Annotated in this window: 13 protein-coding genes; 7 read left to right on the top strand and 6 right to left on the bottom strand. The window is 36.8% G+C overall.

Annotated features, from left to right (window positions below):
* Positions 1 to 96: 96 nt before the first annotated feature.
* Positions 97 to 921, top strand: a complete 825-nt coding sequence (locus KO521_RS10410; RefSeq protein WP_215939861.1) for a mechanosensitive ion channel family protein — start codon at positions 97 to 99, stop codon at positions 919 to 921.
* An 89-nt stretch (positions 922 to 1,010) separates the two neighbouring features.
* Entirely contained in the window at positions 1,011 to 2,426 is a 1,416-nt protein-coding gene (locus KO521_RS10405; RefSeq protein WP_215939860.1) for an alpha/beta hydrolase, read from the top strand.
* Between the two features lie 6 nt (positions 2,427 to 2,432).
* Here KO521_RS10405 and KO521_RS10400 read toward each other — a convergent pair whose 3' ends face one another.
* Positions 2,433 to 3,170 carry a DJ-1/PfpI family protein gene (locus KO521_RS10400; protein ID WP_215939859.1) on the bottom strand — a complete coding sequence of 246 codons (738 nt, stop codon included), beginning with the start codon at positions 3,168 to 3,170 and terminating at the stop codon, positions 2,433 to 2,435.
* An 84-nt stretch (positions 3,171 to 3,254) separates the two neighbouring features.
* On the opposite strand from KO521_RS10400, the gene KO521_RS10395 reads away from it, so the two are divergent.
* Positions 3,255 to 3,905 carry a DUF1684 domain-containing protein gene (locus tag KO521_RS10395; RefSeq protein WP_215939858.1) on the top strand — a complete coding sequence of 217 codons (651 nt, stop codon included), beginning with the start codon at positions 3,255 to 3,257 and terminating at the stop codon, positions 3,903 to 3,905.
* An 83-nt stretch (positions 3,906 to 3,988) separates the two neighbouring features.
* Here KO521_RS10395 and KO521_RS10390 read toward each other — a convergent pair whose 3' ends face one another.
* The 4 genes from KO521_RS10390 to crcB form a co-directional block, all read right to left on the bottom strand.
* Positions 3,989 to 5,059, bottom strand: a complete 1,071-nt coding sequence (locus tag KO521_RS10390; RefSeq protein WP_215939857.1) for a porin — start codon at positions 5,057 to 5,059, stop codon at positions 3,989 to 3,991.
* A gap of 115 nt (positions 5,060 to 5,174) precedes the next feature.
* Entirely contained in the window at positions 5,175 to 6,407 is a 1,233-nt protein-coding gene (locus KO521_RS10385) for an ammonium transporter (RefSeq protein WP_215939856.1), read from the bottom strand.
* A gap of 29 nt (positions 6,408 to 6,436) precedes the next feature.
* Positions 6,437 to 6,775: a P-II family nitrogen regulator gene (locus KO521_RS10380; protein WP_215939855.1), complete on the bottom strand. Its 339-nt coding sequence runs from the start codon at positions 6,773 to 6,775 to the stop codon at positions 6,437 to 6,439.
* Between the two features lie 292 nt (positions 6,776 to 7,067).
* Positions 7,068 to 7,439, bottom strand: a complete 372-nt coding sequence (gene crcB / locus KO521_RS10375) for a fluoride efflux transporter CrcB (RefSeq protein WP_215939854.1) — start codon at positions 7,437 to 7,439, stop codon at positions 7,068 to 7,070.
* A 608-nt stretch (positions 7,440 to 8,047) separates the two neighbouring features.
* On the opposite strand from crcB, the gene KO521_RS10370 reads away from it, so the two are divergent.
* On the top strand, positions 8,048 to 8,434 hold the full coding sequence (locus tag KO521_RS10370; protein ID WP_215939853.1) for a nucleoside triphosphate pyrophosphohydrolase family protein: 387 nt from the start codon (positions 8,048 to 8,050) through the stop codon (positions 8,432 to 8,434).
* A 90-nt stretch (positions 8,435 to 8,524) separates the two neighbouring features.
* Here the strand turns inward: KO521_RS10370 and KO521_RS10365 are convergent, their stop codons facing one another.
* Positions 8,525 to 9,589, bottom strand: coding sequence for a branched-chain amino acid aminotransferase (locus tag KO521_RS10365; protein ID WP_215939852.1), 1,065 nt, complete (start codon positions 9,587 to 9,589; stop codon positions 8,525 to 8,527).
* 67 nt (positions 9,590 to 9,656) lie between these two features.
* Here KO521_RS10365 and KO521_RS10360 point away from each other — a divergent pair, with 67 nt between their 5' ends.
* The 3 genes from KO521_RS10360 (at position 9,657) to KO521_RS10350 (ending at position 11,944) form a co-directional block, all read left to right on the top strand.
* Entirely contained in the window at positions 9,657 to 10,190 is a 534-nt protein-coding gene (locus tag KO521_RS10360) for a DUF4920 domain-containing protein (RefSeq protein ID WP_252730004.1), read from the top strand.
* 1 nt (position 10,191) lies between these two features.
* A complete protein-coding gene (gene mnmD / locus KO521_RS10355; protein WP_215939851.1) occupies positions 10,192 to 10,851 on the top strand; it encodes a tRNA (5-methylaminomethyl-2-thiouridine)(34)-methyltransferase MnmD in 660 nt (219 codons plus the stop codon).
* Positions 10,852 to 10,978: 127 nt separating this feature from the next.
* A complete protein-coding gene (locus tag KO521_RS10350) occupies positions 10,979 to 11,944 on the top strand; it encodes a TIGR01777 family oxidoreductase (protein WP_215939850.1) in 966 nt (321 codons plus the stop codon).
* Positions 11,945 to 12,126 lie beyond the last annotated feature (182 nt).

Here is a 12,126-nt window from a genome sequence, read left to right as displayed (position 1 = left end):
CCTTCTAATAGTTGTTTTTTCAAGGTTTTTAATATTAAATGAATAAAAAAATGAACTTTCTGTAGGAGAGTGGACTCTAATTATTAATTTTAATTCATGGATTTGGACAAAATTAATGAGTACGCTCAGATAGCCACGGATAAGGTAATTTTTTATGTACCGCGAATTTTCTTAGCAGGTCTCATTTTGTGGATTGGCTTTAAGCTTGTCAAAAAAATAGTTGAGCTTGTTGGGAAAGCTTTGGAAAAGACCGGTTTTTCTGAAACCTTACGTCCTTTTTTATCATCTATAGTTGGTGTGCTTTTAAAAGGTACGGTGCTTTTTGTTATTGCAACCGTGCTTGGGGCAGATTTAACAGGTCTATTCGCAATATTGGCTGCAGCTGCCTTTGCAGTGGGTATGGCTTTGCAAGGAAGCTTAGGGAATTTTGCTTCGGGTATTCTTATTCTTACCCTAAAACCGTTTAAAGTATCAGATTGGATTCAGGTAGAAGATAAGTTCGGTAGAGTGGTTGAAATAGGTATTTTCAGTACAGATGTGCTTACTCCTGGAAACAAAATATTAATCATCCCTAATTCCATGATTACAGAATCTGTAGTGACCAATTATTCCGAAAAAGGAATGATTAGACTGGAGTTGGAAGTGACAATGCCATACGAGGAAAGTTTTCCCAGAGTTAAAGAGGTCTTAAGGGAAGCTTTAAAAGAGGTTCCAAAAATACTCCAAGAACCGGAAACGGAAATAGGAATCTTAGATTTTGATTCTCATAATGTACAATTGATCGTTAGACCGTATGTTCTGCCGGATGATTTTTGGGAAGTTACCTTCAATGCAAATAAGTATATTAAAAGAGCCTTTAGTAAACATGATATTAAAGTGGCTTACTCAGAAGGCGTAGAAATAGGTAAAATAGGGGAGTAATCTAATCTTGTACTGTAGTTGCGATATGCGCAGTGAGCAAAAATCCTATAGGTTCGGCTTTTGGCTAGATTTTTGATGATTTAATTTTTATGAAAAAAACACTACTGTTGTTGGCCTTTTGTACCGTTTTTGTTGGGTTGGCCCAAAATAATATCACGCTAAAGAAAGGTGTGATTATAGATTCTCTTGTGGTTAATGATACGGTTCCCGAAACATTTTCATTGTACTTGCCTAAGAAATTTGATGTTTCAAAAGCTTGGCCTGTAATTTTTGTTTTTGACATGGACGGTAGAGGTAGGCAGGCTTTATCTATGTATAGGGCAGCTGCAGAAGAGCAGGGTTATATACTTGCTGCTTCCAATAGCATTAGTGATACTTTGTCTATTTCCAAGAATGTTTTGATTACCAGTAGAATGTTCAGTACGGTAGCAAATATGTTACCAATAAGAAATCATGGTATATATACAAGTGGTTTTTCTAGCGGTGGTAGGTTTTCAACTTTGATTCCTACTTTTATAAAAGAGGTAGAAGGAGTAGTTGCCTGTGGTGCTTCGGTAGCGAATATAGGGGTACTTACCAGTAGGAATCCATTTCATTATGTTGGAATTGTGGGCGATGAGGATTTTACATATCCAGAGATGCTTACGATAGAGAAATTGTTAAATAGATTAAAATTTCCCAACCAATTGTTGGTTTTTGATGGAGGTCGTGAATGGCCAAAAACGAAAGAACTTAGTTCGGCATTAAAACTTTTGACCCTATCTGCCATGGCTAAAGGTCATGTGCCAAAAGATACGGCATATGTAGATGCAAGTTATAAAGAGGATTTTGTCAAGGTAAATAGGTTGTATACGGAAAGCAAACCTTTGTTGGCAGATAGTTGGTTGGCAGAGATGTCCGAAATTTATCAGCCTTATATGTCTTTGGACTCTATAAAAACAAGTAGAAAAACTTTGAGGAAAAGCCGATTATTTAGAGAGCAAAATAGAACTCAGAATTCACTAAATTTAAAAGAAAGTTTAATTAAGGAGGAGTATAATTATTATTTAGAGGAGGATATTATAACTTACAATTATAATAATTTGGGATGGTGGAAGTACCAGATGGAAGAACTTCAGAAATTCCAAAAAAGCCCTGAGGTCCTTCAGCAAAAAATGGGCAAACGTTTGGAGGGTTATGTAAAGGCATTGGTTTCCGATAATGTAGATGTGTTAAGTGCAGAAACCCCAATTGATAGTGAGGCCCTGAATTTTTTATGGATGTTGAAGACGATTATAGAACCCGATAATTTTGATAGTTATCTGAAAATCATATCCTATACGGCTAAAACAGATGATTACGGAACGGCACTTTTTTATTTGGAGGAACTTCTCAAAAAAGGATATACTAACCGCAACGAACTTTACGCATTAGAAAATACGGCTTTATTACGCATTACACCGGAGTTTAATGAGTTGGTTGAAAAGTATTTGAAAGATGCTCGCTACACCATAATTGAAGAGTAGAAAGGGTTATTTTATAATTAGGTGTGGGATTTTTTTTAAGTTCCAATCTATAACTAAACCTTTTGCCAGAGCATCGGTCACTTCTTTTCCGTATAAATGCTCGCATAGATATAGGGCGGCTTCAAAACTTTTGGCGCCTCCTGCCGAAGTAATATATTTTCCATCGTGAACAAAAAGAACACTATCCGCTACTTTTAAATCGGGGAACATTTTTTTATAGGTATCAATGTCGCTAGGAAATGTGGTAGAGGATTTTCCTTTAAGCACATCGGCTTTGGCCAACACAAAAGCACCATCGCAGTGGCTGGTCATAAATAGTGCTGTGCTATCAACTTTTCGGACAAAGTCTAGCATAACAGTATCCTTTAAATCTGTATCTAAATGGTGTTCTGCACTGGGTATTACTAAAATATCTATGGGAGGTAGGTCGTCTTTGGTATAATCAAAATCAGGCAATAGGCGCATACCTTCAAAAGTGGTTATAGGCTCCAATGTATTTGCCACGGTAAAAGTATTCATGGCCTTGATGTTTTTTCTGAATTTGGTATGCTGAAAAATATCGAAGGGAGCTGTTAGTTCGGTATTGAAGGTGCCGTCCATGATAAGGAAGGCTACGTTATATCTGTCAGGTGAAATTTCTGGTAATACCCTTTTTAAATGCGCGATGGTCTTAGTCTCTTCTTTTGGAGTATTGCAGGAGAAAATAGTGACTATAAGAAGCAATAATGGGAAAATTCTGTTCATTTACAATATTTTGAGTTGCAATGTACAATTGGTTCGAATAGGTTAATAACTTTATATTGTATTTTTGTGGTAAAATTAAATTTTATGCGAATTATTGTTTTAATTCTTTGCCTAACGGTTTTAAGCTGTAAGACAGACAAGAAGTATCATGATGCACCGGAAAAGCAAGAAGTTGTTCTTGAAACAGGTGCCTTGCAGGCTATTTTGAACTATCAAAAGGAAAAGAACGAAGAATTTAAAAATCCTGAGACATCACCTTTGCCAGATCGTTACCGAAAGAACTTTGAGACATTGGATTTCTTTGCTCCGGACACCACTTATGTAGTAACTGCTAAATTTGTTCGTACGCCCGAGGCACTGCCATTTATGATGCCAAGTACAACTGGGGATGAATCTGAGGAAACGGTTTATGGTATTGCTCATTTCACGCTTAACGGAAAGAACAGGCAATTAGAAGTGTACCAAAACAAAGAATTGATGCTGCAGGAAAAATATAGAGATTATTTATTTCTGCCTTTTACCGACAATACTAATGGTGTGCAAACGTATACAGGCGGCAGGTATATAGATTTAACCATTCCCGCTGGTGAAACTATAATTATAGATTTTAACAAAGCGTATAATCCATACTGTGCTTACAATAAAAAGTTTTCGTGTCCTATTGTACCAAGTGTTAATAATTTGGATACGGAAATACTTGCTGGGGTTAAAGCTTTTAAACCTATAAAAAGCTAAAGACCCCAACGATTAAACGTTGAGGTCTTTATTTGAATTAGCTTAACTTAAATTATAAACACTTAACCATTATAATTCTTTTTTTAGAAAGAGTAGACCGCAGCCAACACAAAAGAAGAAAGACCTCCAATTGGGTTTCCATCATTGTCAATGAATACTTCTTCTGAAGCGCTGTCTAATCTTAATTCAGGTTTGATGATCAAATCACCAATAGTAGCGCTTCCTGTTAAAGTAACAGCAAATACGCTCGCATCTCCATCTGCATCGGTTCCTCCAACTGCTCCAAAGAAATCAGTTTCAGCAAAATATTCACCTCTTAGACCTATTGAGAAAGTATCGGAAGTAGCTAACTGTGGGTAAACTGCAAGACCTGCAAAGCTACCAACACCGTCATCTTCGTCACCATCAAAATAAGCAGCGTTAAGACCTAGGAAGAAAGTATCCGAAAGGTCAAAACCACCTGTGAAATCTACTTCGTAAGAACCGTTATCAATTAAAAGGTTCAAGTATTGACCGCTGTAGCCTAATTGAGCTCCCCAAGCGTACTGGCCTGTTGGGTTGAACTCTGTAAGATCAGTTGGGTTCATTACCGCTAGCATTAAGCTGAAATCATCAGATAAAGCAAAATCAGCTTTTAAACCGGTATGTGAAAACGGACCATATGAGAACAGGTAAGATGTACTGTAGTTAAAGTTGGCAACCGGTGAGATTACTTCATAACCTAAGAAAGTATTGAAGTTACCAAAAGTTAAGGTTACGGCATCACTTACATTCCAGTAAGCATACAATTGGTTAACGATGTTTCCGGTAGAAGAATACATTGGAGAAGCAAAAATAGCATCCGTTCCTCTTGGACCGAAAACTAAATCAGCCACAAAACCTACTTTTTCGCCTTCGTAAGCACCAATAACATTGGCCATACCCAAAGCAAATCCTGGTAAGTTAGCGAATGAACTTCCTGGAGCCTGGGCATCTACTCCGTTAGGAGCATTTAAATTTGCTCGGTAATACGCATCAACAGAACCGCTAAAAGAAAACTTAGGTTTAGACTCTTCTTCCTCTTCTTCTTGAGCAACAACAATTGTTGCAGAGAAAAGTAGTACCGCTAGGAAAAATAGATTTTTTACGTATTTTGTATTTGTAATCGCTTTCATTATAATTTTATTTAGTTATCCCTGTTTTGGAATGATTGAATTGAAATCTATTAAGATTTTGAAAGTGGTAAATAACGGAGCGTTCTGCAAAACGCTCCGTTTCTAATTAATATACTTAGTCGTTTATGAAATCTGGATAAGCATCCATACCATGTTCGTGAATGTCAAGACCTTCGATCTCTTCTTCTTTGCTTACTCTAAGTCCCATAGTAGCTTTTAAGGCACCTAGGATAATGAATGTACAAATTACGCAGAAGGCACCTATGATCAATACACCGTATAGCTGAACCATAAATTGGCCACCACCAGCTTTTGCTCCAAAAAGACCAACTGCCAAAGTTCCCCAGATACCACATACAAGGTGTACTGCAACGGCACCAACTGGATCATCTAATTTCAATTTATCTACTAGAGAAACAGCAAGAACAATTAACAGACCTGCTAGGAAACCGATAACTACGGCTTCATTGGGAGACATTAAATCTGCACCTGCGGTAATACCAACTAGACCACCAAGAATACCGTTTAAGAACATAGTTAAATCTAAGTTCTTGTAAAGTATAGTTGATAAGATCATAGATCCAAACCCACCCGCTGCTGCTGCTAAGCTAGTAGTTACCAATACTAGAGAGGTTAATTCCGGATCAGCGGATAGTACAGAACCACCGTTAAATCCAAACCATCCTAGCCATAGGATAAGCACACCTGCGGTTGCCATTGGTATACTATGGCCCGGTATTGCTTTTGGCTTACCGTTTTCATCAAATTTACCAATACGTGACCCTAATAAGAAGATAGCAACCAATGCTGCCCAACCTCCTACAGAGTGAACTAATGTAGAACCTGCGAAATCATAGAAACCCCATGAATCCAAGAAACCGCCACCCCATTTCCAAGCGCCTACTATAGGATAAACAAGTCCTACGTAAATAACGGTGAAAATCATAAAGGCACCAATTTTAATACGTTCTGCAACTGCTCCAGAAACGATAGTAGCTGCTGTTGCTGCGAACATACCTTGAAACAAGAAGTCTGTCCACCATGTGTAACCGCCATCTGCGTAGTCTGGTGTCATTCCGCCTTCCGGAGCCGCTATACCGAAACCGGCAAAACCGAAAATTCCTGAAGATCCTTCTTCAAAACCAGGGTACATCATGTTAAATCCCCATGCGTAATAGAGTAAAAGCCCACCTGTAATAATAAAGATGTTCTTAAATAAGATGTTAATTGTATTTTTTTGTCTGGTTAGACCTATTTCCAAAAAGGAGAATCCGGTATGCATGAAGAATACCAGAGCGGTAGCCACCATCATCCAAACGTTATTTGCTGTAAATAATCCTGCGTCCATTTTCTATAAAGTTTAGTTATTGGTAATTTTTAGTTGATTCCGGATTGCCCGCTTTCTTTCGTGCGAATTCTATATGCCTCTAAAACTTCGGAAACAAATATTTTTCCATCTCCAACATTGCCAGTGTAAGCTGTTTCCAAAATGGTATCAACTGTGCGCTGTACAAATTCGTCAGATACCACTATAGATAGGTATCTTCTTTGAATGTCACTAGTACTATAGGAAATTCCTCTATAGACATGACCTTGTTTTTCATTTCCAACTCCGGTTACATCCCAGTAACTGAAGAAGTTAACCTCTATTTGATGTAACGCTTTTTTGACGTCATCAAACTTCGATTTTCTAATAATTGCCTCGATTTGTTTCATAATAATTGTATTAATTAGAGAAACAAATGTATGTTAAAATAATTAACACCCTTAAAATTTTGGGGTCTAATGACTTATTTTTATGTTTATAGGAATATTACCCCCTATATTTTTTGGGGTATCTAATAAAAATTACTCAAAAATGCATTTTCGTTGATTTAAATCTGCAAAAAGTGGAGGAAAATTGAAAAAAAGGGCAAAAAAATGCCATAAGGTTAGATTATCTTAAGTTGAAGCCTTAAAATTTTATATTTTTAACAAATTTAGGGTTGGACTGTTATAAAAATTTATATCATAACATTTTGGATATCCATAATCCAAAGGATACTGCTGCAATACCAACTACAATACTGGCAATAAGATAAATAGAGAAGTGCAATAATTCGCCAGAAGTCAAAAGCGAATGTTTTTCAAATGCAAACGTAGAAAAAGTAGTGAAGCCACCGCAAAAACCCGTTGCTAATAAAAGTGTTTGGTTGGGGGATAAATAATTGGTTTTAAGAGAAAGCCCTAAAACAAGACCAATTAATAGACAACCTATGATATTCACTAAAAATGTACCTAAAAAAAAATGCTGAAAATGGGAATTGAGTAATTTTGAAACTAGATAGCGAAGTATGCTGCCTATGCCACCTCCAAAGAAAACGAGTAACAATTGTTTCATCGGCGCAAATTACGGAAATAATTTATCAGATGAAATGCGCTTTGAGCACTAACTTTTTAAACCGCTTTTTTAAATTTAGAGGAAATATTGTTTAGAGGGTAAACTTTAGGTGATGTAGACTTAGGTACATTACCTTCGGATTTTTTGCCATCGTTGGAAATTCCGCTCAGACTGAATACCATAAACAGAGCGTTTGCTCCGATAAGTATTAAAAGTATAGTAAAAAATGTCATCATTTTATTGCCCCTTTGGAATAGTTAACGCAAAATTACGCTATTTGTTATGTTATACGGAGAAAAATGACTTTTGGTCGTGTAAAACGACACTTTTATCGAAACTATGAATATTGTCTTAATTTTTAAGAAAATGCTTAATGAAGAGGAGGATTATTACGAAACATATGAATAAAAGCCCTACCCATTTCACACCTTTGTAGTTCTTTGCATGTAGTTTTTTGTCTTTTTTATAAGATAAAAAGATGACACAGATAAAACTGATAGCAAAAATCACTGCAAAAATGATTTGTCCGGTGGTGAACATATTCTTTATTTTTCGGCAAAATTACGCTATTATTGGCAGAAACTATTTTTAAATCAATACAACTATAGATGAAAAACAAATTAAGGGCAGTAGCGCTTTTTCATACTTCTTTTGGGCAAGGTGTTTCGCAAACCATGCGTGCAGATTTGGGTGAGACCAAGAATATGCTCCGTTTTAATTTAATGGATGAAGAGAATAATGAGTATTTAGAAGCTGCAAAGAATGATGACTTGGTGGAGGTTGCAGATGCCTTGGGAGATATGCTATATATATTATGTGGTACCATACTTGAACATGGCATGCAATATAAAATAGAAGAAGTTTTTAACGAAATACAGCGTAGTAATATGAGTAAGTTGGGTGAGGACGGAAACCCCATCTATCGTGAGGATGGCAAGGTCTTAAAAGGACCCAACTATTTTAAACCTAATATTTCTAAAATTTTAGAGGAGTAAATAAGTCTTCTAAAACATAAAAAACGGACGCCATGCTTTAGCGTCCGTTTTTTTGTATCCTCATTATGTAGGATGTAAAATGATATGTTTTTACAAACTGACTCGCCAGCCAAAAGGGTCTTCGGCTCGGTTGTATTGAATATCGGTAATATCTTTCTTTATTTGAGAGGCGTAACTATCTTTAAGTTCTGGTAAATTATAATCTACATCTCTGTAGCCAAATGCAGAAATTGGGGAAACAACAGCAGCGGTTCCCGCTCCGAACATTTCTTTTAAACTTCCATTTTTAGCGGCTGTAACAACTTCGGTAACTGTAATTTTCCGAACTTCGGTTCTTATACCTTTTTTCTCGGCTAGCTCCAATATACTCTTACGAGTAATTCCGTCTAATATACGATCACTGGTAGGTCCTGTAATTAAAGTGTCGTTAATACGTACAAAGATATTCATGGCGCCGGCTTCTTCAATATATTCGTGGGCATTGTCATCCGTCCAAATAACTTGGTTGTAGCCTTTTGCAACTGCCAATTGCGTAGGGTAGAATTGACCGGCATAGTTACCGCCCGTTTTGGCATAACCCACACCGCCATTAGCAGAACGAGAATATTTTTCTTCAATAAGGACCTTCACCTTGCCCGAAAAATAAGAACCGGATGGTGCAAGGCAAATAATAAATTTATAGGCATCCGCAGGAGAAGCATGAAAGCCATTTCCCGATGCAAACATAAAAGGTCTTATATACATAGAGCTACCTTCTGTTTGAGGAATCCATTTGTTTTCCAGCTCTAATAATGTCTTTAGTCCCTCCATGAAAAATTCCTCAGGGATTTCTGGAATAGACATACGTTTAGCAGATATGTTAAACCGCTTGTGGTTTTCCAATGGTCTAAAAAGCCAAACCTTTTCATCGGTATCCTTATAAGCTTTCATTCCTTCAAAAATAGATTGTCCATAGTGAAAGATTTTAGCTGAAGGGTCAAGACTAATAGGTTGGTAGGGGATTATTTTTGGGGTTTCCCAAGCACCATTTTTATAATCGCAGACCAGCATATGATCGGTAAAAACACTCCCAAAAGCGAGATTGTTGAAGTCAACTTGTTCAATCTTTGATTCTTTTACCTTTTCAATGCTGATTTTTTGCATGGTCGAGTTCATAACTTTTTGAATTAAAGGATTAAAAATAATGATTTATCCTTACCTGTTCTTCTTTTTTCGTTGAAAAATGACCAGTTTTGTAGTACTCATTAAATTTTTATTGGAAATGCGTCTATTTAACATTTTACTTGCGGTATTTACGGTGGTATTGACCTGTAGAGGGCAAGAAGCGGAAAAGGTAACCTATGATGGTGTTACCTATAGTACTATTGGTGCAAACTTAGATTTAGGTAATGTACTAAGTGATGCCCAAATGGACGATAGGTTTAATAAAATGCAGACTAATGATACGCTCCGCACAAAATTCAAGGCTAAAGTAACAGAGGTCTGCAAGGTAAAAGGCTGTTGGATGAAATTGCAGTTGAACAATGGGCAAGAGACAATGGTCCGTTTTAAGGATTATGGTTTTTTTATGCCAAGTGATATTGCCGGAAAAGATGTTGTTGTAAACGGTTATGCATATGTAGAGGCAATGAGTGTTGAAGACCAAAAACATTATGCAAAGGATGGGGGTGAATGTCAATCTAAAATTGATGAAATTAAGGAACCTAAGAAAACCTTTGGTTTTGAAGCGGATGGAGTTTTGATAGAAAACAACTAGTTTGGAGAGAAAGATAATTACTACGGGAGATGGGTCTAAGACCATTCAGATTTCTGAATGGGATGAGCAGTACCATTCTAAGCATGGTGCTGTGCAAGAAGCATATCACGTTTTTATTAAACATGGGCTTTCCCTCTTTTTTGGAAAGAAAGTAAATGTCCTTGAAATTGGTTTTGGTACTGGCCTCAACGCTGTAATCACCTATATCGAATCTAAAAAAAACAATACGGAAGTTAGATATACAGGTGTAGAAGCCTACCCGGTCTCGGTAGAAGAAATACAACAACTTGATTATATTTCTGAATTGAAAGCTGAGGAATTTCAAAAAGATTTAGAAAAAATGCATGTATCCCCATGGGAGAGTGATATTTTGATTTCTGAAAATTTTATTCTCAATAAAGAACAGAAATTGTTTGCTGATATAACCGATGAAAATATTTTTGACCTTGTTTATTTTGATGCGTTCGGTGCAAGAGTGCAACCCGAGTTGTGGACCGAAGAAATCTTCGCTAAAATGTACCACGCTATGAAAAAGCATGGTGTTCTGGTTACATATGCAGCAAAAGGGAGTGTTAGGAGAGCCATGATCGCCGTTGGTTTTGAGGTAGAACGTTTACCTGGCCCTCCAGGAAAGAGAGAGATGTTAAGGGCTAGAAAGTAACTTTTGGTGCTAAGGAAAAGTTAATAAGAAGCGTCATAACGGTGTTTCTTAACATATAAGCGCTCATTAGTGTTAAATCGGAATTAAATGATAGTCAGGTGGTTTACAAATCCCATATCTTTGAAGTATGAGAATACTGATTACAGGGGCAACAGGTCTGGTAGGCAGTGCAATTGTAGAGCAATGTCACAAGAAGAATATTGCTGTAAACTATCTTACCACCAGTAAAAGTAAAATTACTTCAGAGCCCAACTTTCAAGGTTATTATTGGAATCCGGACAAAGCCGAAATCGATTTGGATTGTTTTGACGGGGTTTCCGCGATTATTAATTTAGCGGGAGCTACCATTTCCAAAAGATGGACCTCTAGTTATAGAAAGGTAATAATTTCTAGTAGGGTTAATTCCTTACGTACCTTACATGATGCACTTTCAAAAGTAGACACTAGTAAAATCACCTCTTTTGTTTCTGCTTCTGCAACTGGTAGATATCCTAATTCTTTGAGCAAGTTCTATACGGAAAGTGAAACTGCTGTAGATGATAGTTTTTTGGGAGAAGTGGTAGAGGTTTGGGAAAAGGAAACGGATAAATTCAAAAGTTTTGATTTTAAGGTAGCCAAAGTTAGAATAGGTTTGGTAATGTCCTGCAAGGGAGGTGCGCTTCCAGAGATGGCAAAACCGGTTAAGAATTATGTAGGTGCTGCATTCGGTAGCGGCCAACAGTGGCAGTCTTGGGTGCATATTGCAGATTTAGCACGTATTTTTATGTTTGTCCTAGCATACGGTCTAGAAGGAGTATATAATGGTGTAGGTCCAAATCCTGTTACAAATAACAAACTTGTTAAGGAGATAGCCAAAGTTCTGGAAAGACCTTTGGTACTGCCCAATATACCCAAGTTTGCAATGCAAATGATTTTAGGTAAAATGTCCTATCTATTATTCGCTAGCCAGCGAGTAAGTTGTAAGAAAATTGAAGAAGAAGGTTTTAATTTTATCTTTCCTAATGTCTGCGTAGCTCTAGAATCTCTGTATAAGGGTTCTGAATGTTCTGACACGCCTGGTATAGGTACGCTTTCTAAAGAGTACATTTCATAGATTGATTTTAAAAAAAAGGAAACATGTGGAACACCTGCAATTTGCAGGTGTTTTTTTATGCAGTACATTTTATAAGTTGGCAGATTACCGTTGGACAAGTATAAAGAGACAGAATGTACTTTCTTTTTTAATGACATTTTGACATTTTTAAAGAAATGGCAGTACTTTTGCCAACCTAATCA

The organism is Zobellia uliginosa (genome assembly GCF_018860745.1).
GTDB classification, from domain to species: domain Bacteria; phylum Bacteroidota; class Bacteroidia; order Flavobacteriales; family Flavobacteriaceae; genus Zobellia; species Zobellia uliginosa_B.
Note: the sequence above shows the minus strand (reverse complement) of the source record. Positions and strands in the feature narration are given on the sequence as shown.

Coding starts and splice junctions, on each gene's coding strand:
- KO521_RS10385 (WP_215939856.1), bottom strand. CDS start 6,407: ATGGACGCAGGATTATTTACAGCAAATAACGTTTGGATGATGGTGGCT.
- KO521_RS10410 (WP_215939861.1), top strand. CDS start 97: ATGGATTTGGACAAAATTAATGAGTACGCTCAGATAGCCACGGATAAG.
- KO521_RS10390 (WP_215939857.1), bottom strand. CDS start 5,059: ATGAAAGCGATTACAAATACAAAATACGTAAAAAATCTATTTTTCCTA.
- KO521_RS10370 (WP_215939853.1), top strand. CDS start 8,048: ATGAAAAACAAATTAAGGGCAGTAGCGCTTTTTCATACTTCTTTTGGG.
- KO521_RS10395 (WP_215939858.1), top strand. CDS start 3,255: ATGCGAATTATTGTTTTAATTCTTTGCCTAACGGTTTTAAGCTGTAAG.
- KO521_RS10405 (WP_215939860.1), top strand. CDS start 1,011: ATGAAAAAAACACTACTGTTGTTGGCCTTTTGTACCGTTTTTGTTGGG.
- KO521_RS10365 (WP_215939852.1), bottom strand. CDS start 9,589: ATGAACTCGACCATGCAAAAAATCAGCATTGAAAAGGTAAAAGAATCA.
- KO521_RS10400 (WP_215939859.1), bottom strand. CDS start 3,170: ATGAACAGAATTTTCCCATTATTGCTTCTTATAGTCACTATTTTCTCC.
- KO521_RS10360 (WP_252730004.1), top strand. CDS start 9,657: ATGACCAGTTTTGTAGTACTCATTAAATTTTTATTGGAAATGCGTCTA.
- crcB (WP_215939854.1), bottom strand. CDS start 7,439: ATGAAACAATTGTTACTCGTTTTCTTTGGAGGTGGCATAGGCAGCATA.
- KO521_RS10350 (WP_215939850.1), top strand. CDS start 10,979: ATGAGAATACTGATTACAGGGGCAACAGGTCTGGTAGGCAGTGCAATT.
- KO521_RS10380 (WP_215939855.1), bottom strand. CDS start 6,775: ATGAAACAAATCGAGGCAATTATTAGAAAATCGAAGTTTGATGACGTC.